This window comes from Microvirga sp. 17 mud 1-3 (assembly GCF_003151255.1).
Lineage (GTDB): Bacteria > Pseudomonadota > Alphaproteobacteria > Rhizobiales > Beijerinckiaceae > Microvirga.
On the sequence record NZ_CP029481.1, the window covers coordinates 3,396,827 to 3,423,287 of the forward strand.

The window sequence follows — 26,461 nt, forward strand, 5'->3', positions numbered from 1 at the left end:
ATGGCGCATGGCGCGCCCGAGGGCAAGCCGGATCAGGCGGCGATGCCGTAGCGGTCGAGCTCGGCCGCGAGGTCCATCGGCTCGACGAAGTGGATGGCATGCATGCCCACCGCCCGGGCGCCCTCCACATTGGCCTTGGAATCGTCGATGAAAACGCATTTCCCGGCTTCGAGACCGTAGCGGTCGAGGAGGAGCCGGTAGATCTCCGGTTCGGGCTTCAGGAGGCGCTCATCGCCGGACACGATGGTGCCGTCGAACCCGTCCAGGAACGGAAAACGCTTCTTCGACAGGTCGAATTTGGGGGCCGAGAAATTCGTGATGCAGTAATTGGGAACGCCCGCCTCCCGCAGGCGCCCGAGAAGCGCGACGTTCTCCTCGATGGCGCCCGAGACAGTCTCCTCCCAGCGGTCGTGGAAGGCGCGGATCGAAGCCTCGTGATGCGGAAAATCCTTGACGAGGAGAGCCACCGCCTCCTCCCAGTCGCGCCCGCGGTCTTGCTCGAGATTCCACTGGCCAGTGCAGACCGTGGACAGAAACCACTCCATCTCGGACTCGTCGTCGAAGATCGTGCGGTACAGATTGCGCGGATCCCAGCGCAGCAGGACATTGCCGACATCGAAGACGACAGTGGTCGGATTCCGGACGCTCAAGGCTACCCCCATATTTTTGGCTTTGGTTTTCCGAAGTCTACTCCGCCGGACCTCGGCGGACCATTCTCAAAAATGGAACCCAGCCCCACGGAAACGGGGACTGACTGGCCATGCCCCACCTGAACCGATGCTGAAGCACTCGGCGGACCAAGACGGAGATTGCGGCATTCCACCGGAACCGTCACAGTTTTCCAAAGGGACGGGACGATCCACAGGCAGCGACGGCCTATGCCAGGGGCACAGAGAGTGACCGAAATGACGAGGGTTATTCCGGGCGTGGCCATTCGGGCCGGCAGCCGGACCACCCGGCACGGCCCGCGGTGAGGTGCCGATGGCCGAGAATGTCAGCCTTCTCCAATATCTCCTCGTGGCGCTCTGCGCCCTGGGGGCCGGGACCCTCGGCGGCGTCGCCGGCTACGGAACCGGGCTCCTGATGCCCCTCGTCCTCGTGCCCATCGTCGGGGCCGATGCGGTCGTGCCCATTATCGGGGTCTCGGCTCTCCTGACCAACGGCAGCCGCGTGGTCGCCTTCCGGCACGAGGTGGACCTGCGCCGGGCGCTCGTCGTCGGCAGCGTGGCGATTCCGACCTGCTTCCTCGGCGCCTACGGCTACACCTTCCTGTCCGGCGCCGGGGCGAGCATCCTGATCGGCTCCTTCCTGATCGCCATGGTGCCGCTGCGCATGGTCCTGAAGCGCCTCCGCGCCAGGCTCTCGGGCACCGGGCTCGCGGCGGCGGGCGCAGGCTACGGGCTCCTCGCCGGCGGCACTTCCGGATCGGGCGTGGTGCTGATCTCGATCCTCATGGCGTCGGGCCTCAACGGGCGCGCCGTCGTGGCGACGGATGCGATCATCTCCATGGCGATCGGCGTCGCCAAGACCGGCGCCTTCCAGGCCTTCGGCGCCCTGCCGCCCTCCTCGTGGATCATGGCCCTGCTGGTCGGCCTCTCGGCAACGCCCGGCGCCTTCATCGCCAAGCGGCTCACGGAAGCCCTGCCGATCCATATCCACAACGCGATCCTCGACGCCGCCATCGTGTGCGGCGGCGTCATCCTGGTCGAGCAGGGCCTGCGCTGAGAGCCCCGCCTCAGCCGCCGATATTGTAGGCCGCGAGCGCCGCCATGTTGACAATGTCCGCATCCGTCGCGCCGAGAGACACGATCTGGACCGGCCTGTCGAGGCCAACCACCATGGGTCCCAGAACCATGGCGCCGCCGAGTTCCTGCAGCATCTTGGTCGAGATGGAGGCGGAGTGGAACGCCGGCATGACGAGCACGTTCGCCGGCCCGGTCAGGCGGCAGAACGGGTATTGCGCCATGACCTCCCGGTTGAGTGCCACATCGGCCGACATCTCGCCGTCATACTCGAAATCGAGCCGCATCCCGTCGAGGATTCGCACCGCCTCCTGGATCTTCTCGGCGCGCTCCGCCCGGGGATGACCGAAGGTGGAGAACGACAGCAGCGCAACCCGCGGCTCGTAGCCGAGGCGCCGGCCGACGCCCGCGGCCTCGATGGCAATCTCGGCCAGTTCCTGCGCGGTCGGCATCTCGTGGATGGCCGTATCGGCCACCAGAACCGTATGGCCCCGCGCCAGGCACAGCGAAATGCCGATGACCCGATGGCCGGGCTTCGCGTCGATCACCCGGCGCACGTCGGCAAGCGCCGTCGAATAGTTGCGCGTGGCGCCCGTCACCATCGCGTCGGCATCCCCCAACGCCACCATGGAGGCTGCGAAATGGTTGCGGTCCTGGTTAATCAGGCGCTGGCAGTCGCGGAACAGGAAGCCCTTGCGCTGCAGGCGTTCGTAGAGGAACTGCGCATAGGTGCTGTTGCGGTGGGACAGGCGCGCATTGTGGATCTCGATGCCCTCGCGGCCTTCGAGATCGATGCCGGCCTGCGCAGCTGTCGCCTGAATGCGGTCCTCGCGGCCGACGAGGATGGCCCGGCCGAGGCCCTGGTTGACGAAGGACAGGGCCGCGCGGATCACCTGCTCCTCCTCGCCCTCCGCGAAGACGACCCGCTTGGGGAAGCGGCGCACGCGCTCGAAGATGCGGTTAAGGGTTCCGGCGACTGGGTCACGCCGGGCGGAGAGCTGCGCTTTGTAGGCGCGCATGTCGACGATGGGGCGGCGGGCGACGCCCGTCTCCATGGCGGCCTGCGCCACCGCCTGCGGGATCGTGTGGATGAGCCGCGGGTCAAACGGGACCGGAATGATGTATTCGCGCCCGAAGCGCGGGCGTGCGCCCTGATAGGCGGCCGCCACCTCGTCGGGCACGTCCTCGCGGGCGAGATCCGCCAGGGCGCGGGCCGCTGCGATCTTCATCTCCATGTTGATGGTGGTCGCCTGCACGTCGAGGGCGCCCCGGAAGATGTAGGGGAAGCCCAGCACGTTGTTGACCTGGTTCGGGTAATCCGAGCGGCCGGTGGCGATGATCACGTCATCACGGATGCGCGCGACCTCTTCGGGCGTGATTTCCGGGTCTGGGTTCGCCATGGCGAAGATGATCGGGTTCTCGGCCATGGAGCGGATCATGTCGTCCGAGAAGGCTCCCTTGGCCGAAAGCCCGAACACCGCATCGGCCCCCTCCATGGCCTCCGCCAGGGTGCGGGCTTTCGTGTTCACCGCATGGGCCGATTTCCACTGGTTCATGCCCTCGGTGCGGCCCTCGTAGATGACGCCCTTGGTGTCGCACAGAACGACATTCTGGGGCGCGAAGCCCATGGCCTTCAGAAGTTCCGTGCAGGCGATGCCAGCCGCGCCCGCGCCGTTCACCACGAGCTTGGTCTTCGCCATGTCGCGCCCGGTCAGATGAAGGGCGTTGATGAGCCCGGCCGCCGCGATGATCGCCGTGCCGTGCTGATCGTCATGGAAGACCGGGATGTCCATGAGCTCGCGCAGACGCTCCTCGACGATGAAGCATTCCGGCGCCTTGATGTCTTCCAGGTTGATGCCCCCGAACGAGGGGCCGAGATAGCGCACGCAGTTGATGAAGGCGTCCGGGTCCTCCGTGTCGACCTCCAGGTCGATGGAATCCACGTCCGCGAAGCGCTTGAACAGGACGGACTTGCCCTCCATCACGGGCTTGGACGCAAGCGCCCCGAGATTGCCGAGTCCTAAGATCGCGGTGCCGTTCGAGATCACCGCCACCATGTTGGAGCGGGTGGTGTAGTCGAAGGCGAGCGAGGGATTTTCGGCAATCGCCTTCACGGGCACCGCGACGCCCGGCGAATAGGCCAGGGACAGGTCGCGCTGGGTCGCCATGGGCTTGGTCGGTACGATCTCCAGCTTCCCGGGCCGCCCCTGTGCGTGAAACTGGAGCGCCTCCTGATCCGTGAAGGTCGGTCGGCTGCGGCGGGGCGTGGACTGATCGGTCATGTGTTTTTTCGCAGAGGGTTGCGGCGGGATGCTCCCGAGGGAGTCTGAGACCTTAAGGCAAGGATGCGTCTCCCCTCAAGACTTGTGCACACCCTCTCCCCTGACCCTATGCCACGGGTGAAAGCCGTGGCGGGTTTTGCTAGGAAGGGCGGGATGTCGACCCAAGCCCGCACCATCTCGCCCGACCGTCCCGAAACCGATGCGCCCGCCGCGGCCAAGCCCGCCGTGCAGGACGGTCGCGTCACGCCCATGATGGCGCAGTATATCGAGATCAAGGCCGCCAATCCCGACAGTCTCCTGTTCTACCGGATGGGGGATTTCTACGAGCTGTTCTTCGAGGATGCTGAAGTCGCGAGCCAGGCGCTCGGGATCGTCCTCACCAAGCGCGGCAAGCACCAGGGGCAGGATATCCCCATGTGCGGCGTGCCCGTGGACCGGGCCGACGACTACCTCCAGCGCCTGATCGGCCTTGGCTACCGGGTGGCGGTCTGCGAGCAGACCGAGGATCCGGCGGAGGCGAAGAAGCGCGGCGCCAAATCCGTGGTGCGACGGGACGTGGTGCGCCTCGTCACCCCAGGCACGATCACCGAGGACCGCCTCCTGGATCCGGGCCGGGCGAACCTGTTCCTGGCGGTCGCACGGCGCCGGGTTTCGGAGCACGAATGGTGCTACGGTCTTGCGGCCGTGGACATCTCGACGGGCCGCTTCACCTTGAGCGAGACGGACGGGGCCGGCCTTTCGGCCGAGATCGCCCGCTTCGATCCCCGTGAGATCCTGGTGCCGGATTCGATCCATGACGATCCGGAACTCGCGCCCTTCTGGCGCGAGACGAAGATCGCCGTCACGCCCCTGCCGCGGGAGGGGCTCGACCCCGCCTCTGCGGAGCGGCGCCTGAAGGAATATTTCGGGGTCGCGACCCTCGATGCCTTCGGGTCCTTCGGGCGGGCCGAGATCGCGGCGGCGGGCTGCGCCCTTTTCTATGTGGAAAAGACCCAGATCGACAGCCGGCCGGTCCTCCATCCGCCTTCCCGCGGGGGGACGGGGGCGACGCTCGCCATCGACGCGGCGACTCGGGCCAATCTGGAACTCACCCGCACCCTTTCGGGAGAGCGGGCCGGGAGCCTGCTCGCCACCATCGACTGCACGGTGACGCCGGGCGGCGCCAGGCTTCTGGGGGAGCGGCTCGCCGGCCCCCTTACGGACCCTGACGCCATCCACGACCGGCAGGATTCCGTCGCGGTTCTCCTGGATGACGGGGCGCTGCGGGACCGCCTCCGGCGCATCCTCAAGCGCTCGCCCGACTTCGCCCGCGCCCTGTCGCGTCTCGGCCTCGGCCGCGGCGGGCCGCGGGACCTCGCCTGCGTTCGCGACGGCCTCCTGGCGGCGCGGGATCTCGGCCTCGAACTCGCCATCGCGCCCAACCTGTCCCGGGAGTTGGCGGAGGCGGCCCGAACGCTGCAATCCCTCGACACGAGCGTCGCCGACAGGCTCGCGGCCCTCCTGGCGGACGAATTGCCCCTCCTGAAGCGCGACGGCGGCTTCGTCCGCGCGGGCTATGCGCCCGACCTCGACGAACTGCGCGAGCTCCAGCAGGATTCCCGCCGTTTCATCGCGGCCCTCCAGGCCCGCTATGCGACCGAGACCGGCTGTCGGACCCTGCGGGTGAAGCACAACCACATGATCGGCTACTTCGTGGAAGTGCCGCAGAACGTGGGCGAGGACCTGCTCAAGGAGCCTTGGAAGGAGATCTTCGTCCATCGGCAGACCATGGCGGGCGCCATGCGGTTCTCCACCGTCGAGCTGGGAGAACTCGAATCGAAGATCGCCTCGGCGGCCGACCGGGCGCTCAAGATCGAGCTCGGGCTCTTCGAGGCGATGGCCCAGGACCTCGTCGCCCTGTCGGCCGACATTGCGGCCGCCGCGGAGGCTATGGCCGTGGTGGACGTGACGGCCGCCCTGGCGGATCTTGCCATGCGGCTCGACTGGACACGTCCCCTGGTCGACAGGAGCCTCGCGTTCCGGATCGTCGGCGGCCGCCATCCGGTGGTCGAGGCGGCGCTCCGGCGGGAGGGCCAGCCCTTCATCGCCAACGATTCCGACCTTTCGGGCAGCGAAGCCGGGCATATCCAGCTCATCACCGGCCCGAACATGGGCGGCAAGTCGACCTATCTGCGCCAGAACGCGCTCATCGTGGTGCTCGCCCAGATGGGGGCCTTCGTGCCCGCGAAGGAGGCCCGGATCGGCATAGTGGACCGGCTGTTCTCCCGGGTCGGCGCCGCGGACGACCTGGCGCGCGGCCGCTCGACCTTCATGGTCGAGATGGTCGAGACCGCCGCCATCCTCAACCAGGCGACCTCCCACTCCCTGGTGATCCTCGACGAGATCGGGCGCGGCACCGCCACCTTCGACGGTCTCTCGATCGCCTGGGCGGCCATCGAGCATCTGCACGAGGCCAATCGCTGCCGCGCGCTCTTCGCGACCCATTTCCACGAGCTGACGGCCCTGGCCGAGCGGCTGCCCCGGGTCTCCAACGCCACCCTGAAGGTGACGGAATGGCATGGGGAGGTCGTCTTCCTGCACGAGGTCGTTCCCGGCGCGGCCGACCGGTCCTACGGCTTGCAGGTGGCCCGCCTCGCCGGCCTACCGGCGGCCGTGGTGGAGCGCGCAAGGGCGATCCTGAGCGAGCTCGAGCGCTCGGACCGGGAGCATCCCAAGAAGGCCCTGGTGGACGATCTGCCCCTCTTCGCCGTTGCGGCCCCGCGCCCGGAACCCGCGAAACCCGCGGCTCCCGATCCCCTGCGGCAGGCCCTCGAGGCTCTCGACCCGGACGAGATGACACCACGGGACGCGCTCGAAGCGCTCTATCGTCTCAAGGGCCAGCTCTGAGCGGAAATGTAACTCTATCGCATTCAGGAAGATTGCGATAAGTTCGCCGGCTCACGGAGTCCGGGTTCCTATGGTCATGCATGTCGCAACGGTCGCTTTCGAAGGAATCGAAGCGCGGACGGTCGATGTGCAGGTCCAGATTGCGGCCGGGAATGTCGCCTTCGCGGTTGTCGGGCTTCCGGACAAGGCCGTCGCGGAATCCCGCGAGCGGGTGCGCTCCGCCCTGATCGCCTCGGGCCTCGCCCTGCCGGCGAAGCGGATCGTCGTGAATCTCGCGCCCGCCGACCTGCCCAAGGAGGGCAGCCATTACGACCTGCCCATCGCGCTCGGCCTCATGGCCGCGATGGGGGCCATTCCGGCCGATGCGCTCAACGGCTTCACGGTGCTGGGGGAGCTGGCCCTCGACGGGTCCATCACGTCGGTGGCCGGAGTGCTGCCCGCCGCCATGGCGGCGGTCGAGCGGCAGCACGGCCTGATCTGCCCGGCGGCCTGCGGCGCCGAGGCCGCCTGGGCGAGCCAGGACCTCGACATCCTGGCACCGGCCTCGCTCATCCAGCTCGCCAACCACTTCAAGGGCAGCCAGGTGATGGCGCGGCCGAAACCGGCGATCATGCCGACCTCTGGCGCCATGCCGGACCTGCGCGACATCAAGGGGCAGGAGAGTGCCAAGCGCACCCTCGAGATCGCTGCCGCGGGCGCGCACAACCTGTTGATGTCCGGGCCGCCGGGGGCCGGCAAGTCTATGCTGGCCCAGCGCCTGCCCTCCATCCTGCCGCCTCTGGCGCCGCGGGAATTGCTGGAACTGTCGATGATCCAGTCCGTGGCCGGCCTGTTGGCCGAGGGGGCGCTCACGAACCGCCGCCCCTTCCGGGCGCCGCATCACTCGGCCTCCATGGCGGCCCTCGTGGGAGGCGGGCTGAACGCCCGGCCCGGCGAGGCGTCTCTTGCCCATCACGGCGTCCTGTTTCTCGACGAATTGCCCGAATTCCAGCCCCAGGTGCTCGATTCCTTGAGACAGCCCCTCGAGGCGGGCGAGATCCTGATCGCCCGTGCCAATCACCGGGTCACCTATCCGGCGCGCTTCCAGCTCGTCGCCGCCATGAATCCCTGCCGCTGCGGGCAGGCCACCGAACCGGGCTTCGTCTGCCGCCGCCAGCCGAACGAGCGCTGCATCGCCCAGTATCAGGCCAGGATCTCGGGGCCCCTGCTCGACCGGATCGACCTGGTCATCGACGTCCCGGCCGTGACCGCCGCCGACCTCATCCTGCCTCCGCCAGCCGAAGGCTCGGCCGAGGCGGCTGCCCGGGTCGCGCAGGCGCGGGAGCGGCAGGCGAAGCGTTACGCGGCCCTCGGACTTGAAGGCGTCACTACCAATGCGGCCTGCCCGCCGCCCGTGCTCGACGAGGTTGCGCAGCCGGATTCCGACGGGGCCACGCTGATCCGCGATGCCGCGAACGCCATGCGCCTCTCGGCCCGGGGCTTCCACCGGGTTCTCAAGGTGGCGCGGACCCTCGCGGATCTGGACGGCGAGGCCAAAGTCCGGCGCATCCATCTGGCCGAGGCCCTGTCCTACCGGGCTTCGGCGGACCGGCGCCCGACCGCGGCGCTGGCCTGAACAATCGGAGGAAATTCGGCCCAGAGCCAGAATTCATCCCTGAGGAAAGATGACGGAAATATTGCACGAGGCTTGATAAGTCTCTCTCGACCCTTGATCTTCCCTGTCACGAAACCGTTCGAAATGAGTCTTATGTCACAACGCAAGGGGCCCGATTCCTCCCGGGGTCCAACCCATACGGTTCAATCGAACGAGGTCACGATGACGCCTTCCCGTCCGGACGAAGCGGCTCCGCTTCGGCTTGCCGTCCCGGCACCGCCTGCTCCCCTTTCGGAAATTCGGGCGAAGAGCATCGTCAAGTTCCTGCCGGGCCTCCGCCGGGCCGTGCGGGACCACGGCACCCTCGACCCCGTCCTCGGCCGGATCGGCTCCCTCGAAGTGCGCCTGGCGACCACCGACAAGGAGATCCGCCAAGCCCAGAAGCTTCGCTTCAAGATCTTTTTTCAGGAGATGGCAGCCGTTCCGGACGGGACGGCCCGGCTCTCCCGCCGCGACGTCGACGATTACGACGCCATCTGCGACCACCTGCTGGTGCTGGACCATGACGTGGAGGCCAAGCCCTTCCGCCCGGCCAAGCCGAAGGTGGTGGGCACCTATCGCCTGCTGCGGCAGGAGGTGGCGGACCGGCATCAAGGCTTCTACACGGCCGGGGAATACGACATCGCCCCGCTGATCGGGTCCCATCCGGGCCTGCGCTTCCTGGAACTCGGCCGCTCCTGCGTTCTCAAGCCCTACCGGAACAAGCGCACGGTGGAGCTCCTCTGGCACGGGATCTGGGCTTACGTGCTGCATCACCGCATCGACGTGATGATCGGCTGCGCGAGCCTGGAGGGGACCGATCCCCACAAGCTCGCCCTGCCCCTGAGCTTCCTTCACCATTACGCCTCGGCGCCGCCGGAATGGCAGGCGAGCGCCCTGCCCGAGCGTTTCACCGCCATGGATATCCTGCCGAAGGAAGAGGTGGATCCCAAGGCGGCGCTCCATGCGCTGCCGCCCATGATCAAGGGCTACCTGCGCCTCGGCGCCAGCTTCGGGCGCGGGGCCGTGATCGACCGCCAGTTCGGCACGACGGACGTGCTCGTGATCCTGCCGGTCTCGGCGATCAATCCCCGCTATATCGACCATTTCGGGCCGAGCGCGAACCGTCACGCGAGCTGAAACTCTCCCGCCGCATAAAGAGCGTCGAGCCCCTCCCGGTAGGTGGGGTAGCGCAGCCTTACGCTGAGTTCGCGCTTGATCAGCCCGTTGGCGATCCGCTTGTTCTCCGCATAGAAGCCGCGCGCTGCAGGGCTCAGATCCGCGTCCTCGAAGGGGATCTCGGCGGGAGGCTCCACGCCCGCGAGGGTGGCCGCATAGGTCACCACATCCTGCGGCGGAGACGGCTCGTCGTCCGCCACATTGTAGATCGCTCCACCCCGGGGACGCGCCAGGGAGGCGGCCAGGATCGCCGCGATATCGTCCACATGGATGCGGTTGAACACCTGCCCGGGCTTGACGATGCGCTGCGCCCGGCCCCGGGCGAGGTTGGCGAGCGCGTTGCGCTCTGGCCCGTAGATGCCCGCGAGGCGAAAAACCTGGACGGCCTGTCCGGTCTCGCGCCCCAGGCCGAGCCAAGCCTCCTCGGCCTCGTGCCGTCGCCGGGAGCCCGGGCTCTGCGGGTTCGCCGGCACAGTCTCGTCCGTCCAGGCCCCGCCCCGGTCGCCGTAAACTCCCGTCGTGGAAAGATAGCCCGTCCAGGCGGGGCTAGAGGCGCGAGCGAGCAGTGCCCGGACCCGGGCGAGGAGCGGGTCGCCTGTTTCCGAGGGGGGCGCGCTGACCAGGAGAGCGTCGGCGCTGCCGATCTCGGCCGCAATCTCCGCATCGCTCGCCTCATCGAGGGACAGGGCCGCAATCCCGTCCCGTCGCAGGCTCTGGGCCTTTCCAGCACTCCTGACCGTGCCGGCCACCCGGCTCCAGGGCAGGCCGGACCGGATGAAGGCCTGTGCCGTGTAGCCGAGACCGAAAACGAAAAGCTTCATGCGGGGACCTCTCCCGGTGCAAGCGCCCGCTCCCACTCGGCGCGGACATCCTCGTCCGCCTCGTGCTCCCGCCGTCCGGCGGCGTGGCGGGCCACCTCGTCAGGGGCAAGCCGCGACAGGGCCCAGACCGCCATGGCGCGCACCAGGGGTGAGGGATCGTCGAGGAGGCGCACGGCCTCCGCCGCAAGGCCCCGCTCACCCGAATTGCCGATGGCGATCAGCACGTTGCGGACGAACCGGTCCCGGCCGGTCCGCTTGATCGGCGTGCCGGCGAACCGGGTCCGGAAGGCGGGATCGTCAAGACGAGCAAGTTCCGCGAGAGGCAGGGCCGCGAGATCGTCGCGCTGGGCGAGACGGGCCTCGCGGGCCGTCTGGGCAAACTTGTTCCAAGGGCAGACCGCGAGACAATCGTCGCAGCCGAAGATGCGGTTGCCGATCCCGGCGCGCAGGTCCTCGGGGATATGCTCCTTATGCTCGATGGTCAGGTAGGAGACGCAGCGGCGGGCATCGAGCCGGTAGGGCTCCGGGAAGGCGTTGGTCGGGCAGATGTCGAGGCAGCGCCGGCACGAGCCGCAATGGTCGCGCTCCGGCGCGTCGACGGGCAGTTCCGCCGTGGTGAAGATCGCCCCGAGAAAGAGCCAGTTGCCGAAATCCCGCGAGATGATGACCGTATGCTTGCCCTGCCAGCCGAGACCGGCGGCCTGGGCCAGAGGCTTCTCCATCACGGGCGCGGTATCCACGAACACCTTCACGTCGGCGCCGCCCTTCGCGGCCAGGAGGCCGGCCGCCTCCTTCAGCTTGCCCTTGATGACGTCGTGATAGTCGCGGTTGCGGGCATAGACCGAAATCGTGCCGCGATCCTTCAGGGTGAGCGCCGCAAGCGGATCCTCGGCAGGGCCGTAATTCAGCCCGAGGAGGATGACGCTGTGCACCTCCGGCCAGAGGGTCCGCGGATCCGAGCGGCGTTCCGCCGTCTCGACCATCCAGTCCATGGCGCCGTGATAGCCCTCGGCCAGCCAGGCCTTGAGGCGCTCGGGCGCGAGCGGGATCGAATCCGGGCGGGCGACGCGGACCGTGTCGAAGCCGAGGGCCTGGGCCCTCTCGACAAAGGCGCGCTTGAGCGCCTCGCCCTCTAGAAGTCGAGGTTGTCGTAATGCTCCCACGGATCCATTCCGGGCACCCGGTCCGCCAGGAGCGCGCGAAAGGACGGCCGGGACTTGATCCTGGCGTACCAATGCTTCGCTGTTTCGTCCTCGTCCCATGGCACGTCGCCGAGATAATCCACAATCGACAGGTGAGCGGCCGCGGCCATATCCGCGTAGGTCAGATGGTGGCCCGCAAGCCAGTTCCGGGTGGCGATCAGGTACCCGATATATTTGAGGTGGTATCGCACATTGGCCCGCGCCGCGCGAATCGCGCCCATATCGGGCGGGCCGCCGCCCAATTCCGCCGGCATGAAGCGCTTGTAGATCTTCTCCGTCGCGACGTAGTCCGACACCTCCATATGGAATTTCGACAGGAACCAGTCCAGGAGGCGGCGAACCTCCACCCGCTGCTCCGCCCCCGCGGGAGGAAGCGGCGGTCCCCAAGGTCCCCGCCCCGGGTATCGTCCAGATATTCGGCGATCACCAGGGAGCCCGGGACCGCAAGGCCGTCATCGTCGATGAACAGGGGCAGGTTGCCGGCCGGGTTGATTTCGAGCAGCGGAACGCGCCGCTCCCAGGGCTTTTCCTCGATCAGCTCCGCTTCGACGCCCAATTCGGCTAGAATCAAGCGTACGAACCGCGAATGCGGACAAAAGGGATGATAATGGAGGATTGCCATGAACGTCTCAGACGCGAAACAGGCGGCGAGAATAAGGCCGTGCTTCGTTAAGGCTCGGTAAGGAATTTTGGTGAATCTCATAAGCTCTGCAAAGCGGGAATGCCGCGGTGCAAGATGCTTGACAGGCCAGGGCCGCCTCTCCCATGTGACGCCGCTCTTTAGGATTTCCAACGATGTCGCAATTCATCGAGGCGCTGTTCCTGGGCCTCATCGAGGGCCTGACCGAGTTCCTGCCCGTGTCCTCGACCGGGCACCTCCTGCTTGTCGGGCACTTCCTCGGCTTCGAATCCACCGGCAAGACCTTCGAGGTGCTGATCCAGCTCGGCGCGATCCTGGCGATCCTGTCGGTCTACTTCAACCGGCTCTGGGCCATCGCCCGAGCGCTGCCCTACGACCCCGATGCCCGGCGCTTCGTGATCGGCGTCCTCATCGCGTTCCTGCCTGCCGCCCTCATCGGCGCAGCCCTGCACGGCTTCATCAAGGACGTGCTGTTCGATCCCTGGATCGTCTGCATGACCCTGATCGGCGGCGGCTTCGTGCTGCTGCTCGTAGACGCCATGCCGCTCTCGGCCGGATACCGGGACGCCACCAAGTTCCCCCTGCCCATGTATCTCAAGATCGGCTTCCTCCAGTGCCTCGCCATGATCCCGGGCGTGTCGCGCTCGGGCGCCACCATCGTGGGCGCGATGCTGCTGGGGGCCGAGAAGCGCGCGGCGGCAGAGTTCTCCTTCTACCTCGCCATGCCCACCATGGCGGGCGCCTTCGCGTATGACCTGCTCAAGAACTACAAGATCCTCACGGCGAACGATGCCTCGCTCATCGTGGTCGGCTTCGTGGCGGCGTTCTTCTCGGCGCTCCTCGTCGTGAAAACCTTCCTCGACTACATCTCCCGCCACGGCTTCGCGCCCTTCGCCTGGTGGCGGATCATCGTCGGCGCAGCCGGGCTCGCGGGCCTGATCGTGTTCGGCTAAAGGAACCGGATGCCCTCCCCCGGAGAAGCACTCGCGGTCACGACCGCGATCGTCGTCGCCCTCGCGGTCACGGTGCTGGCCGTTCTGGCAGGTACGCTTGCCACACCGCACGCGGGGCCGCCCGCCTCCTGCCGGGAATGGAGCGACGGCTGCATGGTCTGCCGCCGCCTTCCCGCCGGCACTGCGGCCTGCTCGACCCCGGGTATTGCCTGCGTGCCCGGGCCGCTGCGCTGCCTCGCGCGCTGAACGGCCCTTTAAGGAGCCGGTGTCTTGTCCGGATAGCGGCAGAGATCCACGATCGGGCAGCGCCAGCATTCGGGCTTTCGCGCCTTGCAGATATAGCGCCCGTGCAGGATCAGCCAGTGATGGGCATGGAGCCGGTACTCGTCCGGGATCAGGGCCTCGAGGGCCACCTGGGTCTCGAGGGGCGTCTTCGTGATGGCGAGCGGAATGCGGTTCGTGACCCGGAAGATATGGGTGTCGACCGCGATGCGCGGATCCCCAAACGCGATATTGACGACGACGCTCGCAGTCTTGCGGCCGACGCCCGGGAAGGTCTCCAGAACCTCGACGGAATCCGGCACCTTGCCGCCGAACTCCTCCACCAGCCTTTTCGAGAACGCGATGACGTTCTTCGCCTTCGTGTTGAAGAAATTGAGGGTCTTGATGCGCTCGCGCAGCCCCTCCTCGCCGAGCGCCACCATCTTCTGCGGCGTGTCGGCGACAGGGAAAAGGCCCCGCGTCGCCTTGTTGACGCCCACATCCGTCGCCTGGGCCGAGAGCGCCACCGCGACGAGGAGCGTATAGGGATTGGTGTATTCCAGCTCGCCCTTCGGCTCCGGGTTGAGATCGTGCAGGCGCCGGAAGATCTCCGCGAGGGTCGCCCGGTCCACGGGCTTGGGTGCACGGCCACGCGTGGCGCGGGCCGGAGCAGCCTTCCCGGCAACCACCTTCGGCACAAGGGTTTTGGCCGCGGATTTGGATATGCGGCGGGTTGACTGCTTCAGATCGGACATGACGGCGTTATAATTCCTGGATGGAAAGCAGCAAGGTGGCATACGAAGCCTCGGACCGGGCCGAACGGCCGGTCTTCGAAGCCGTGATCCGGCCGCACCGATCCCTCGGCCCGCAGGGCTTCCGGATCGTCATGGTCCTTTTGTGCCTCACGTCCATCCTCGCAAGTCTTCCCTTCGTGGCTCTGGGTTTCTGGCCGGTGGTGGGGTTCTTCGGCCTCGACTTCTTCGGCCTCTACCTGGCGTTCCGAATCAATTACCGGCAGGGCCAATCCTTCGAGGTTCTGGTCCTGACGCCCATCCGATTACTGCTCACCAAGGTCAGCCACCGCGGGGAGCGGCGCGAATGGCTGTTCAACCCCCTCTGGACCCGCCTCGACCGCCGGGAGGACGAGGAATTCGGCCTTCAGGAGCTGACCCTGGTGTCCCGGGGTCAGCACGTAGAGATCGCCCACGACCTGTCCCCACCTGAGCGGGAGAGCTTCGCGGAAGCCTTCGGCCGGGCCCTTGCCGACGTGAAGCGGGGCTATTGAGCGCCCCGGGCCGGGCGTCCTTCGTTTCCTCTTTTCTGACCTCTCCCTGGGGAAGAGGCCCTCGGCCGTCATTCCGGGGCCGCGCAGCGGAGCCCGGAACCCATAAACACCAGCGTTTCAGAATAATAAGTCACTGGAGCCGCTGTGCTTATCCTACACCGCCAGTGTTTATGAGTTCCGGGCCCAGCTCTCCGAGCTGTCCCGGAATGACGATGGTATCACAGGAAACGGGTGTCGCTCTCCCGCACGGGAGCTATGATCCTGTACAAAGGAATATGCCCATGCTGGATACATTGCGCGACATCACCATCGAGCCGGCAGCGCTCCAGGTCCCGGACGAGCCCCGTTCGGATTACGAGCGGGTGCGTTCGATCATCGCCTATATCTCCGAGCGCTGGCGGGATCAGCCGTCGCTAGAGGCCATCGCCGAGCATGTGGGGCTCTCGACGACCCATGTGCACCACCTCTTCCGCCGCTGGGCGGGCCTGTCGCCCAAGGCCTTCCTCCAGGCCATCACCCTGGACAACGCCAAGGCCCTGCTTGCCTCCTCGGCCAGCGTCCTCGACACCACCTATGAGGTCGGCCTCTCGGGCCCGGCCCGGCTGCACGACCTTTTCGTGACCCACGAGGCCATGACGCCGGGCGACTACAAGGCCGGCGCCCAGGGGCTGACTATGCGGTTCGGCTTCCACCCCTCGCCCTTCGGCGAGGCGGTGCTGGTCTCCACCGAGCGGGGACTGGCGGGCCTCGGCTTCGTGGACGACGGCGACCGCCAGGCGGCCCTCGCGGACCTGATGCGGCGCTGGCCGAAGGCCGAGTACCTAGAGGACCAGGCCGCCACGGCCCCCCTCGCCCGCCGAATCTTTGAGCCTGGCCGGTGGCGAGCCGAGCAGCCCCTCAAGGTCGTGCTCATCGGCACCGATTTCGAAGTCCGGGTCTGGAAGACCCTGCTGCGCATCCCCCGAGACGGGGCCGCCACCTATTCGGACATCGCCCGGCATCTCGGCAACCCGAAGGCCTGCCGCGCCGTCGGCGCCGCCGTGGGGCGCAACCCGGTCTCCTTCGTGGTCCCCTGCCACCGGGTCCTGGGGAAATCCGGCGCTCTCACGGGCTACCACTGGGGCCTCACCCGCAAGCAGGCGATCCTGGGCTGGGAGGCGGGCCTCCACTGAGGACGTTTTTCCTGGGCAACAGGGCGGAGAGCCCTGTTGTCTTCTTATGGCAGGATTGCAACACTTTCATTCGGGCAAGGGTGGCTGGAAACCATCCGCTCGCCTTCGTCTTGCAGCGCCCGAAAGCCCTTCTTATATCAGCGCCAGCACAGGGGGCGGCCGGCGACGGAAGCACCCTGTCCATGTTCAACCCATTAAGCCATGGGCCGGGCTGCTTTTAGGGCCCGGCGGTCTGCTTGAAAGTGAGGGATCCCGCCATGGGTAAGGTCATCGGTATCGACCTCGGCACCACCAATTCCTGCGTCGCCGTGATGGAAGGCTCGCAGGCCAAAGTCATCGAGAATGCGGAAGGCGCGCGGACGACCCCGTCCATCGTGGCCTTCACGGACGAAGGCGAGCGCCTCGTCGGCCAGCCGGCCAAGCGCCAGGCGGTCACGAACCCCGAGCGCACCTTCTTCGCCATCAAGCGCCTGATCGGACGCACCTTCGACGATCCCATGACCAAGAAGGACATGGGCCTCGTTCCCTATCACATCATCAAGGGTCCGAACGGCGACGCCTGGGTCGAAGCCGACGGCAAGCAATATTCCCCCTCCCAGATCTCCGCCTTCACCCTGCAGAAGATGAAGGAGACCGCGGAGGCCTATCTCGGCCAGCCGGTGACGCAGGCCGTCATCACGGTTCCGGCCTACTTCAACGACGCCCAGCGCCAGGCCACTAAGGACGCCGGCAAGATTGCCGGACTCGAGGTGCTGCGCATCATCAACGAGCCGACGGCGGCTGCGCTGGCCTACGGCCTCGACAAGAAGCAGCACGGCACGATTGCGGTCTATGACCTCGGCGGCGGCACCTTCGACGTGTCGATCCTGGAGATCGGCGACGGCGTCTTCGAGGTGAAGTCCACCAACGGCGACACCTTCCTGGGCGGCGAAGACTTCGACATGCGCCTCGTCGAGTACCTGGCGGCCGAGTTCAAGAAGGAGCAGGGCATCGACCTGACGAAGGACAAGCTCGCCCTTCAGCGCCTCAAGGAGGCGGCCGAGAAGGCCAAGATCGAGCTCTCCTCCGCGCAGCAGACCGAGATCAACCTGCCCTACATCACGGCGGACGCCTCCGGCCCGAAGCACCTGGCCATGAAGCTCTCCCGCGCCAAGTTCGAGTCGCTCGTCGACGACCTGGTGCAGAAGACCATCGAGCCCTGCCGCAAGGCGCTGAAGGATGCCGGCCTCTCGGCGGGCGAGATCGACGAGGTCGTCCTGGTCGGCGGCATGACCCGCATGCCGAAGATCCAGGAAGTCGTGAAGTCGTTCTTCGGCAAGGAGCCCCATAAGGGCGTGAACCCGGACGAGGTGGTGGCCATCGGCGCCGCCGTCCAGGCCGGCGTCCTCCAGGGCGACGTGAAGGACGTGCTGCTCCTCGACGTGACCCCGCTGTCCCTCGGCATCGAGACGCTCGGCGGCGTGTTCACCCGCCTGATCGACCGCAACACCACGATCCCGACCAAGAAGAGCCAGGTCTTCTCCACGGCGGAGGACAACCAGAACGCCGTGACGATCCGGGTCTTCCAGGGCGAGCGCGAGATGGCGGCCGACAACAAGCTGCTCGGCCAGTTCGACCTGATGGGCATTCCGCCGGCCCCGCGCGGCATGCCGCAGATCGAGGTGACCTTCGACATCGACGCCAACGGCATCGTCAACGTGACCGCGAAGGACAAGGCCACCGGCAAGGAGCAGCAGATCCGCATCCAAGCCTCGGGCGGCCTCTCGGACGCCGACATCGAGAAGATGGTGAAGGACGCCGAGGCCCATGCGGCCGAGGACAAGAAGCGGCGCGAGCTGGTCGAGACCAAGAACCAGGGCGAGAGCCTGGTCCACTCGACCGAGAAGTCCCTCAAGGACTTCGGCGACAAGGTCGCGGCGGCCGACAAGCAGGCCATCGAGACCGCCATCGACGCGCTGCGCCAGGCCCTCGGCGGCGAGGACGTGGAGACCATCAAGGCCCGTACCACGGACCTGATGCAGGCCTCCATGAAGCTCGGCGAGGCCATGTACCAGGCCTCGCAGGCCGGTGAAGGTGGCGAACAGGCTTCCGAAGAAGAGCCCAAGAAAGACGATGTCATCGATGCCGACTTCCAGGAAGTCGACGATGATGACAAGAAGAAGCGGGCTTAAAATAAATTAGGCGAATGGCAGGTGGCGAAGGGCGGATGGTTGAAGTGAGGCTTCTCCCATTCTCCCTTCGCCGCTCGCCATTTGCCCCTGCAAGGGGCTAACGCGTTCATGTCGAAGCGCGATTATTACGAGATCCTCGGCGTTTCGCGGACCTGCACCGAAGTGGAGATGAAATCCGCGTTTCGGAAGCTCGCGATGAAGTACCACCCGGACCGCAATCCGGGGGACCACGAGGCCGAGATCAAGTTCAAGGAAATCAACGAGGCCTACCAGACCCTCTCGGACGGTCAGAAGCGGGCGGCCTACGACCGCTACGGCCATGCGGCCTTCGCCAATGGCGGCGCGGGCGGGCCGGGCTTCGGCGGTGATTTCTCCGACTTCATGTCGGACATCTTCGAGAATTTCTTCGGCGATGCCGGGCGTGGCGGGCGCGGGCGCAGCACCGGCGGGCGCGAGCGCGGCGCTGACATGCGCTACAACCTCGAGATTTCCCTCGACGAGGCGTTCCACGGCAAGACCGCCGAACTCAAGATTCCCACCTCGATCACCTGCGAAGTCTGCTCCGGCAGCGGCGCCAAGGCGGGCTCCCAGCCCAAGCCCTGCCCCACCTGCGGCGGCGCGGGCCGGGTGCGCGCGACGCAAGGGTTCTTCTCCATCGAGCGCACCTGCCCCAATTGCCACGGGCGCGGCGAGGTCATCGACGATCCCTGCCCCAATTGCGGCGGCGCCGGACGCGTCACCCGGGAGCGGACCCTGTCGGTCAACATTCCGGCCGGGGTCGAGGACGGCACCCGCATCCGCCTTGCGGGCGAGGGAGAAGCGGGTCTGCGTGGCGGCCCCTCGGGCGACCTCTACATTTTCCTGGCGATCAAGGCGCACCCCTTCTACCAGCGCGACGGGGCGGACCTGTTCTGCCGGGTGCCGATCTCCATGGTGACGGCAGCCCTCGGCGGCGAGTTCAGCGTGCCCACCTTGAGCGGCACCGACGCCCAGGTGAAGGTTCCCGAGGGCACCCAGTCGGGCAAGCAGTTCCGCCTGAGGGGCAAGGGCATGCCCGTGCTGCGCTCGCGGGACGTAGGCGACCTCTACATTCAGGTCGTTGTGGAAACTCCACAGAAACTGAGCAAGCGCCAGCGGGAGCTCCTGATGGAGTTCGACCAGGAATGCTCCAAGGAAAACCACCCGGAAAGCAACGGATTTTTCTCCCGGGTGCGTGAATTCTTCGATGGGCTGAGTGGATCCACTTAGCTTGACGGTCGTTTTCATTGAGTTCTAAAGAACCTGTCCGATCCCGTCTCGAAGGATCCGCTTGTGCTCCAGTCGTTCCAAAGGCCCCGGTCTCGAAAGCTGCCGCTTGGCAAGGACCGCTTTGAAGACGAGGCCCGTTTTCTGCGATCCTGGCTCGAGCGTCCCCTCGTGATGGGTGCCGTCACGCCGTCCGGCAAGGCGCTTGCCCGGACCATGGCGGCCTTCGTGGATCCCCGCATTCCAGGCCCGATTCTGGAGCTTGGCCCCGGCACCGGCCCGGTGACCGATGCCCTCATCCGCCGCGGCGTCGCGCAGGACCGGCTGATCCTCGTCGAGTTCAATCCGGAATTCTGCCAGCTCCTGAAGCGTCGCTTCCCCAAGGCCACCATCGTCCAGGGCGATGCCTACGACCTTGCCGAGACGCTCTCGGGCGTCCTCGCGGAGCCCGCGGCCGCCACCGTGTCGAGCCTGCCCCTCTTCACCAAGCCCATGGACCAGCGCCTGGAGCTTCTGGAGACCGCGCAGGGCATGATGCATGCGGACGCGCCCTTCATCCAGTTCACCTATGCGGTCGTGCCGCCGATCCCGGCGCGCTCGCAGGCCTATCGCACCCGCGCCTCCAACCGGATCTGGCGCAATCTCCCCCCGGCCCGCGTCTGGGTCTACAACAAGGTCACGAATCCATGAGCGCCGCCATGTCCTTCCGCCCGGAATCCTCCTCCGCGAAGGACATGCGTGACAGACTCATCATCGGCCTCGACGTTCCGTCCGTCGAGGAGGCCCGCGCCCTGGTCGACCGGATCGGCGATGCCGGCACCTTCTACAAGATCGGCTACCAGCTCGCCTATGCGGGCGGCTTTGAGCTGGCGCGGGAGCTGATCGACCAAGGCAAGAAAGTCTTTCTCGACCTCAAGCTCCACGACATCGGCAACACGGTGGAGGCAGGCGTGCGCTCGGTCGCGCGCCTCGGCGCCACGCTCCTCACCGTCCACGCCTATCCCCAGACCATGCGGGCCGCCGTCGCCGGCAAAGCCGGCTCTTCCCTGAAGATCCTCGCCGTCACGGTGCTGACCTCCTACGACGACAGCGACCTCGTCGAGGCGGGCTATGCCCCCGTCCCGGCCGCGGAGCTCGTCGCCCGCCGGGCCGCCCAGGCGCGGGACATCGGCGTGGACGGCATCGTCTGCGCGGCCCCGGAGGCGGAGCGCGTGCGTGCCATCCTCGGGTCCGACCGGTTGATCGTCACCCCCGGCATCCGCCCGGCCGGTGCGGAGGCGGGCGACCAGAAGCGCGTCGTGACCCCGGCAGACGCCATCCGCGCGGGCGCCACCCACCTGGTCGTCGCCCGGCCCATCGTGAAGGCCGCGGATCCGCGCGCGGCCGCCGAGGCCATTCTGGCGGAAATCACGCAGGCGGCCTGATCCCCTTCCCGACCGTCATTCCGGGGCGAGCATAGCGAGAGCCCGACCCGGAGGGCCACGCGAAGCGGGGAAACCCATAAACACCGGCGTCTTAGAACAGGGCATTGCAAGAACCGCTGCGCTTTATCCTGCATCGTCAGAGTTTATGGGTTCCGGGCTCCGCTGCGCGGCCCCGGAATGACGCGATCCGCGGGAACGAGCGCTGAAGATCGGCTTGACGCCGCTGCTGCCATGCCGTTCGTTGTGCCGAAACGAACAGGAGTCGCCATGCCCAAAGGCTATGTCATCGCCCGCGTCACCGTCACGAACCCCGAAGCCTATGCGGAATATGCCAAGGGCGCCACGGAGGCGATCCGCCAATATGGCGGACGGCCGCTGGTGCGCGGCGGCGCCTACGAGGCGCTGGAAGGTCCGGCACGGGCCCGCAACGTGGTGATCGAGTTCGATTCGGTCGAGCAGGCGAAGCGCTACTACCATTCGCCCGAATACCAGGCCGCGAAGGCCAAGCGCGATGGCGCCTGCGAGGCCGAGTTCGTGCTCGTTGAGGGAGCCGAGTGATGGCGAAGGGTTACTGGATCGGCCGCGTGGACGTCGCGAATCCGGACGCCTACCAGAATTACGTGCGCGCCAACGCCGCCGCCTTCGCCAAGTTCGGCGCGCGCTTCCTGGTGCGCGGCGGCTCCTTCAAGGCGGTCGAGGGCGAGGCGCGGGCCCGCAACGTGGTGATCGAATTCCCCTCCTACGAGGCGGCACTGGCCTGCTGGGATTCCCCCGAATACAAGGCCGCGAAGGCGGAGCGCGACGGGCATGCGGTTGCCGAGATCATCGTGATCGAAGGATATGACGGGCCGCAGCCTGCATGATTGAGCCGGCCTATGCGGTCCGTCCGGCACGGACGGACGACCTGGGACAACTCGCCGACGTGGAGCGCTCGGCCGCGACGGTCTATATGGAGGCTCTCGGAGCGCCGCCGGGCATCCCCGATACCATGCCGCCTGAGGCCCTGCGCGCCTGCCACGCGGCGGGCCTCGTCTGGGTCGCGACCGATTCCCGCGATGTCCCGGTCGGCTTTCTGGCCGCGCAGGCGCTCGCCGACATGCTCTTCGTGAAGGAGATGAGCGTCCACCGGGACCATCAGCGCCAGGGGCTCGGCCGTCGCCTCCTGCAGGCGGCCGCCGAGCACGGAGCATCCCAGGCCTATGCGGCTCTGGCCCTGACCACGGACCGGCTTATCCCCTTCAATGCTCCCTTCTATGCGCGGCAGGGCTTTGCGGAACTGCCCCCTGAGGCTGCCCCCGAGAGCCTGAGGGAGATCCTCCGCCAGGAGGCGGCCTTAGGCTTCGATCCGGCACGGCGGGTGCTGATGATCCGGCCTCTGTGAGCTTTGCAGGGCGCGCCCATGGAGCTATACCCGGGACGATCGAGGGAGGGGCTCACATGAGCGAGATGCGGCTTGTGGTGGTCGGCGCGGCCGGGCGCATGGGGCGTATGCTCGTCAAGGCCGTGGCCGAGACGGAGGGCTGCCGCCTCGTCGGCGCCATCGCGAAACCCGGCTCGGAGGCGCTCGGCCACGATGCAGGCCTGATCGCCGGGACAGGCCTCCTCGAGGTGGATATCACCGACGATCCCCTGCCCGTCTTCGCCCAGGCCGACGGGGTTCTCGATTTCACGACACCGTCCGCCACAACCGGCTTTGCGGCCCTGGCCGCGCAGGCGCGGATCGTCCACGTGATCGGCACGACCGGCCTGCAGGATCCTGATTTCGCGAAGCTCGAGGCGGCGGCACGCCATGCGCGCATCGTCCAGTCCGGCAACATGTCCCTCGGGGTCAACCTCCTGGCCGGCCTCGTGCGGCGGGCCGCGGCGGCCCTCGGGGAGGATTTCGACATCGAGATCCTTGAAATGCACCATCGCCAGAAGGTGGACGCCCCCTCGGGCACGGCGCTCCTCCTCGGCGAGGCGGCCGCGGAAGGCCGGAAGATCTCCCTCAAGGACCATTCGGTGCGCGTCCGCGACGGCCATACGGGCCCGCGCCGTGCCGGCGATATCGGCTTCGCGACCCTGCGCGGTGGCACGGTGGTGGGCGAGCACAACGTGATCTTCGCGGGTGCCGGCGAACGCCTGGAACTGGGCCACCGGGCCGAGGACCGGGGCATCTTCGCCCGCGGCGCCGTGAAGGCCGCCCTCTGGGCCTTCGACCGGAAGCCCGGCTACTACACCATGGCGGACGTTCTGGGCATGAGCGAAGGGTAAGCGGCGAATGGTTCAGCCTGCTGCGCCGCGCACCCGAACTTCGCCTCGTCTCCCACCGTCGAAACCCACACCCGTCCGATAAACCCCACCATTCGCCATTCGCCCACAACGGAGAACCCCGACCATGAACCGCCTCCTCGTCCTCGCCCGTCACGGCCAGAGCGACTGGAACCTCAAGAACCTCTTCACGGGCTGGAAGGACCCGGGCCTCACGGATCTCGGCGTCGAGGAGGCCCGTGCAGCCGGCCGTCGTCTGAAGGAGATGGGCGTCCAGTTCGACATCGCCTTCACGTCCGACCTGTCGCGGGCGCAGCGCACCTGCCAGCTCATCCTCGACGAGATCGGCCAGCCGGACCTTCAGACGATCCGTGACCAGGCTCTCAACGAGCGCGATTACGGCGACCTGTCGGGCCTCAACAAGGACGACGCCCGGGCCAAGTGGGGCGAGGAGCAGGTGCATCTCTGGCGCCGCTCCTACGACGTGCCTCCTCCCGGCGGCGAGAGCCTGAAGGACACGGTTGCCCGCGTCCTGCCCTATTACATGCGCGAGATCCTGCCCCGCGTCATGCGCGGCGAGCGCGTGCTGGTGGCCGCGCACGGCAACTCGCTGCGCGCCCTGGTGATGGTGCTCGACGGCCTCACGCCGGAGACGATCCCGTCCATGGAACTCGCCACCGGCGTCCCCCTGGTCTACACCCTCAACGCGGACACCACGGTCGAGGGCAAGAAGGTGCTCGAGGCATAAGCCGGCGGGTATCGCGTAACCCTTCTGTCATTCCGGGGCCGCGCAGCGGAGCCCGGAACCCATAAACACAAGTGTCTCAGAACAAGGCATCGCGGGAAACGCTGCGCCTTAACCTGCATCCTCAACGGTTATGGGTTCCGGGCCCACGCCATAGGCGTGTCCCGGAATGACGCGCAACGTCTCTCCTTTTTGCCGCCCGAATGATAAAAGGAAGCCGCGGGAAGAGAGAGCCAACGGGTGCAAAACCAGTTCAGGATGCTCCGATGCCGGATGCCCGGCGTGGAGGCGGTCGTCGCTGCGACGCGCCATAGTTTCGCGCGGCATACCCACGACCAGTATGGGATCGGCGTCATCGTGGACGGCGCTCAGACATCCGCAAGCGGGCGCGGCCCGGTGGAGGCCGGAGCGGGCGACGTCATCACGGTCAATCCCGGCGAGGTCCATGACGGCGCTCCCATCGGGGATGCGGGAAGGGCCTGGCGGATGCTTTACCTCGCCCCCGCCCTCGTGGCGGATCTCTGCCGCGATGTGAGCGACGGGCGGATCGTGCAAGGAGAGTTCTCCAATCCGGTCCTCACGGATGCGCGACTGGCCGACCGGTTTCACCGGCTCTTTGCCTTGATGGTCCGGAACGACGGCGACGGGTTCGCCGAGGAAGAGCTTCTGCGTCTGGTGAGCGCAACTCTCGGAGCGCGCGTTACCACAGGCAATGCCGGCATCCTGCAGGCGATCGCCCGGGCACGCAGCCGGATCGACGACGATCCGTCTAGCTCCGTCACCCTGTCGGACTTGGCCCAAGAGGCAGGTTTGAGCCGCTTCCAGCTTCTGCGCGGCTTCGCGAAGGCTACGGGACTCACGCCCCATGCCTATCTGGTCCAGCGCCGGCTCCACCTGGCGCGGCGGCTCATTGGGGACGGCATTTCTCTCGTCGAGGCAGCGATCATGAGCGGCTTTGCGGACCAGAGCCACATGACGCGGGCGTTCCGGCGGAGCTACGGCCTCTCGCCCGGCGCCTATGCGGAAGCGGCCCGGTAGCGGCCCCGCAATTTCCTTCAAGACGGCTGCCGTATCCTGTCGCCAGACTGATCGGGCTTCACTCTGAACGCCTCTCTGACGCGAGCAAGCCCGATGAGCCTCGAATTCCTGATCACGTCCCTGATCGTCATCGCCTCGCCCGGGACGGGTGCCCTCTACACCCTGGCGACCGGCCTCTCACGCGGCCCGCGTGCCAGCCTTGTCGCGGCTTTCGGGTGCACCCTGGGGATCGTCCCGCACATGCTGGCCGCGATCCTCGGCCTCGCGGCGCTGCTGCATGCGAGCGCCCTCGCGTTTCAGCTCCTGAAATACGGGGGCGTCGCCTATCTGCTCTACATGGCATGGGACGCCTGGCGGGAGCACGGCGCCCTGCGCGTGCAGGAAAATGTCGACGCAGTCTCCGCCCGACAGATCGTCGCCCGGGCGATCCTGATCAACATCCTCAACCCGAAGCTGTCGATCTTCTTCCTCGCGTTCCTGCCGCAATTCGTCTCCGCCGGGGAGCCACACCCGCTCGTGCGGATGCTGCTGCTCAGCGGTGCCTTTATGCTCCTGACCTTCGCGGTCTTCGCAGGCTACGGCCTGTTCGCCGCCGCCATGCGCCGGCACATGGTGTCGCGCCCACGGGCTATGGCGTGGATGCGCCGCAGCTTCGCGGCGGCGCTCGTCGGGCTCGGGGCGAAGCTGGCACTGGCCGAGCGCTGACGCCCTAGATCCAGTCGCCCTGATCCTCGCCGTCGCCCATGTCCCAATCGTCCTCGGGCGGAGCGCCATTGTCCTGCTGGCCGGGATAGAGCGCGTCGGTGATGCTCGCATTGCCCGAATCCGCGCTGGGCGTGTTGTCGAGCCCCGCGAGGGCCGACTTGTCGCCGAGTGCGCTGCCGGCCGCCGCCCCCGCGCCGCCGAAGGCATGCGACAGGGCATTGGCGATCATCATGCCGCCGGCGACACCGGCCGCGGTCGAAAGCGCGCCCTGCAGAAAGCCGCCACCCCGCTGCATGCCGCCGCCCCATGGGCCCGGAGCGCCGGCGCCCATCATGCCGCCCTGCGGCCCACCGAAGGCCGGAGGTTCCGGTTGCGGCTGGCCCCAGGGCGAGGCCTGGCGCGGCGGTTCGCGATAGGAAGGCTCGGAGGGCCGGGGTGCGCCGCCGCCGAAGATGCTGGATAGGAAGCCACCCTGTTGCTGCTGCGGCTGGCGCCGTTCAGCCTCCAGCTCGGCACCCAGGGCCTCGTTGTCGGCCTGGAGCTTGGCGAGGGCCTGCTCCTGCACGAAGACCGCCTGCGCCATGGCGTAGGGTGCGTAAGGCTGCCGACGGACGCATTCGGCGATATAGGCCTCCGCCTCGGGGTCGCGGGGTTGGTTCGCAACCTGCTCCAGGCGGCGGAAAATATCGGCGATGACCTGACGTTCCTGGTCGTTCATGGCAAACCTCCTTCGCGCGTCTTATGCGCCGGACGAGATGTATGCACGGCCAGGGGCTTTTTTAGGGGCGCGGCGACGCGGCTGCCCCGCGTTCACGGAAGCTTGAGCG

General features: G+C 67.3%; 25 protein-coding genes and 1 pseudogene. 18 read left to right on the forward strand and 8 right to left on the reverse strand.

What is annotated here, in order from left to right; genetic code table 11:
- Positions 1–32: 32 nt before the first annotated feature.
- Entirely contained in the window at positions 33–650 is a 618-nt protein-coding gene (locus C4E04_RS15980; protein ID WP_245416121.1) for an HAD family phosphatase, read from the reverse strand.
- 331 nt (positions 651–981) lie between these two features.
- On the opposite strand from C4E04_RS15980, the gene C4E04_RS15985 reads away from it, so the two are divergent.
- Positions 982–1,725, forward strand: coding sequence for a sulfite exporter TauE/SafE family protein (locus C4E04_RS15985; protein ID WP_109598933.1), 744 nt, complete (start codon positions 982–984; stop codon positions 1,723–1,725).
- A gap of 10 nt (positions 1,726–1,735) precedes the next feature.
- On the opposite strand, the gene C4E04_RS15990 is transcribed toward C4E04_RS15985, so the two are convergent.
- Complete coding sequence (locus C4E04_RS15990) at positions 1,736–4,024, reverse strand: NADP-dependent malic enzyme (RefSeq protein WP_109598935.1); 2,289 nt, start codon at positions 4,022–4,024, stop codon at positions 1,736–1,738.
- Between the two features lie 153 nt (positions 4,025–4,177).
- Between C4E04_RS15990 and mutS the strand changes: the two genes are divergently transcribed.
- From mutS to C4E04_RS16005, 3 genes are all read left to right on the forward strand, one after another.
- Positions 4,178–6,910 (forward strand): DNA mismatch repair protein MutS, encoded by a 2,733-nt coding sequence (mutS, locus tag C4E04_RS15995; protein ID WP_109598937.1) that lies wholly within the window; start codon positions 4,178–4,180, stop codon positions 6,908–6,910.
- A gap of 70 nt (positions 6,911–6,980) precedes the next feature.
- Positions 6,981–8,525 carry a YifB family Mg chelatase-like AAA ATPase gene (locus C4E04_RS16000; RefSeq protein WP_109598939.1) on the forward strand — a complete coding sequence of 515 codons (1,545 nt, stop codon included), beginning with the start codon at positions 6,981–6,983 and terminating at the stop codon, positions 8,523–8,525.
- Between the two features lie 201 nt (positions 8,526–8,726).
- A complete protein-coding gene (locus C4E04_RS16005) occupies positions 8,727–9,683 on the forward strand; it encodes a GNAT family N-acetyltransferase (protein ID WP_109598941.1) in 957 nt (318 codons plus the stop codon).
- On the opposite strand, the gene C4E04_RS16010 is transcribed toward C4E04_RS16005, so the two are convergent.
- The 4 genes and pseudogenes from C4E04_RS16010 to C4E04_RS21490 form a co-directional block, all read right to left on the reverse strand.
- Positions 9,671–10,543: an SDR family oxidoreductase gene (locus C4E04_RS16010; RefSeq protein ID WP_109598943.1), complete on the reverse strand. Its 873-nt coding sequence runs from the start codon at positions 10,541–10,543 to the stop codon at positions 9,671–9,673. The genes C4E04_RS16005 and C4E04_RS16010 overlap by 13 nt on opposite strands.
- Positions 10,540–11,592, reverse strand: coding sequence for a tRNA epoxyqueuosine(34) reductase QueG (queG, locus tag C4E04_RS16015; protein WP_371682068.1), 1,053 nt, complete (start codon positions 11,590–11,592; stop codon positions 10,540–10,542). The genes C4E04_RS16010 and queG overlap by 4 nt, the downstream gene beginning before the upstream one ends.
- 83 nt (positions 11,593–11,675) lie before the next feature.
- Positions 11,676–12,092 carry a glutathione S-transferase family protein gene (locus C4E04_RS21485; protein ID WP_245416122.1) on the reverse strand — a complete coding sequence of 139 codons (417 nt, stop codon included), beginning with the start codon at positions 12,090–12,092 and terminating at the stop codon, positions 11,676–11,678.
- Positions 12,093–12,196: 104 nt separating this feature from the next.
- A pseudogene (locus C4E04_RS21490) lies at positions 12,197–12,448 on the reverse strand (glutathione S-transferase N-terminal domain-containing protein); the annotation flags it as partial.
- A 92-nt stretch (positions 12,449–12,540) separates the two neighbouring features.
- Here C4E04_RS21490 and C4E04_RS16025 point away from each other — a divergent pair.
- Positions 12,541–13,338: an undecaprenyl-diphosphate phosphatase gene (locus C4E04_RS16025; protein WP_109598947.1), complete on the forward strand. Its 798-nt coding sequence runs from the start codon at positions 12,541–12,543 to the stop codon at positions 13,336–13,338.
- Between the two features lie 254 nt (positions 13,339–13,592).
- Here C4E04_RS16025 and nth read toward each other — a convergent pair whose 3' ends face one another.
- Positions 13,593–14,354, reverse strand: a complete 762-nt coding sequence (nth, locus tag C4E04_RS16035; RefSeq protein WP_109598951.1) for an endonuclease III — start codon at positions 14,352–14,354, stop codon at positions 13,593–13,595.
- Positions 14,355–14,374: 20 nt separating this feature from the next.
- On the opposite strand from nth, the gene C4E04_RS16040 reads away from it, so the two are divergent.
- The 13 genes from C4E04_RS16040 to C4E04_RS16100 all read left to right on the forward strand — a co-directional run bounded on the left by C4E04_RS16040 (position 14,375) and on the right by C4E04_RS16100 (position 25,634).
- Positions 14,375–14,884 (forward strand): DUF2244 domain-containing protein, encoded by a 510-nt coding sequence (locus C4E04_RS16040; RefSeq protein WP_109598953.1) that lies wholly within the window; start codon positions 14,375–14,377, stop codon positions 14,882–14,884.
- Between the two features lie 281 nt (positions 14,885–15,165).
- A complete protein-coding gene (locus tag C4E04_RS16045; RefSeq protein ID WP_109598954.1) occupies positions 15,166–16,056 on the forward strand; it encodes a bifunctional helix-turn-helix domain-containing protein/methylated-DNA--[protein]-cysteine S-methyltransferase in 891 nt (296 codons plus the stop codon).
- A gap of 257 nt (positions 16,057–16,313) precedes the next feature.
- On the forward strand, positions 16,314–18,227 hold the full coding sequence (dnaK, locus tag C4E04_RS16050; protein ID WP_109598956.1) for a molecular chaperone DnaK: 1,914 nt from the start codon (positions 16,314–16,316) through the stop codon (positions 18,225–18,227).
- A gap of 108 nt (positions 18,228–18,335) precedes the next feature.
- A complete protein-coding gene (gene dnaJ / locus C4E04_RS16055) occupies positions 18,336–19,475 on the forward strand; it encodes a molecular chaperone DnaJ (protein ID WP_109598958.1) in 1,140 nt (379 codons plus the stop codon).
- Positions 19,476–19,538: 63 nt separating this feature from the next.
- Positions 19,539–20,162: a class I SAM-dependent methyltransferase gene (locus C4E04_RS16060; RefSeq protein WP_109598960.1), complete on the forward strand. Its 624-nt coding sequence runs from the start codon at positions 19,539–19,541 to the stop codon at positions 20,160–20,162.
- A gap of 8 nt (positions 20,163–20,170) precedes the next feature.
- A complete protein-coding gene (gene pyrF / locus C4E04_RS16065; protein ID WP_245416124.1) occupies positions 20,171–20,896 on the forward strand; it encodes an orotidine-5'-phosphate decarboxylase in 726 nt (241 codons plus the stop codon).
- Between the two features lie 267 nt (positions 20,897–21,163).
- Entirely contained in the window at positions 21,164–21,454 is a 291-nt protein-coding gene (locus C4E04_RS16070) for a DUF1330 domain-containing protein (protein WP_109598964.1), read from the forward strand.
- Positions 21,454–21,759, forward strand: coding sequence for a DUF1330 domain-containing protein (locus C4E04_RS16075; protein WP_109598966.1), 306 nt, complete (start codon positions 21,454–21,456; stop codon positions 21,757–21,759). The genes C4E04_RS16070 and C4E04_RS16075 overlap by 1 nt, the downstream gene beginning before the upstream one ends.
- Complete coding sequence (locus tag C4E04_RS16080) at positions 21,756–22,277, forward strand: GNAT family N-acetyltransferase (protein WP_109598968.1); 522 nt, start codon at positions 21,756–21,758, stop codon at positions 22,275–22,277. Before C4E04_RS16075 ends, C4E04_RS16080 begins: the two co-directional genes overlap by 4 nt.
- Positions 22,278–22,342: 65 nt before the next feature.
- Positions 22,343–23,149: a 4-hydroxy-tetrahydrodipicolinate reductase gene (gene dapB / locus C4E04_RS16085; RefSeq protein WP_109601201.1), complete on the forward strand. Its 807-nt coding sequence runs from the start codon at positions 22,343–22,345 to the stop codon at positions 23,147–23,149.
- Between the two features lie 124 nt (positions 23,150–23,273).
- Positions 23,274–23,894 carry a 2,3-bisphosphoglycerate-dependent phosphoglycerate mutase gene (locus tag C4E04_RS16090; protein ID WP_109598970.1) on the forward strand — a complete coding sequence of 207 codons (621 nt, stop codon included), beginning with the start codon at positions 23,274–23,276 and terminating at the stop codon, positions 23,892–23,894.
- 270 nt (positions 23,895–24,164) lie between these two features.
- Positions 24,165–24,929 carry an AraC family transcriptional regulator gene (locus C4E04_RS16095; RefSeq protein WP_245416125.1) on the forward strand — a complete coding sequence of 255 codons (765 nt, stop codon included), beginning with the start codon at positions 24,165–24,167 and terminating at the stop codon, positions 24,927–24,929.
- Between the two features lie 93 nt (positions 24,930–25,022).
- Entirely contained in the window at positions 25,023–25,634 is a 612-nt protein-coding gene (locus C4E04_RS16100; RefSeq protein ID WP_109598974.1) for a LysE family translocator, read from the forward strand.
- Between the two features lie 4 nt (positions 25,635–25,638).
- Here C4E04_RS16100 and C4E04_RS16105 read toward each other — a convergent pair whose 3' ends face one another.
- Complete coding sequence (locus tag C4E04_RS16105; protein ID WP_109598976.1) at positions 25,639–26,352, reverse strand: DUF2076 domain-containing protein; 714 nt, start codon at positions 26,350–26,352, stop codon at positions 25,639–25,641.
- Positions 26,353–26,461: the final 109 nt, after the last annotated feature.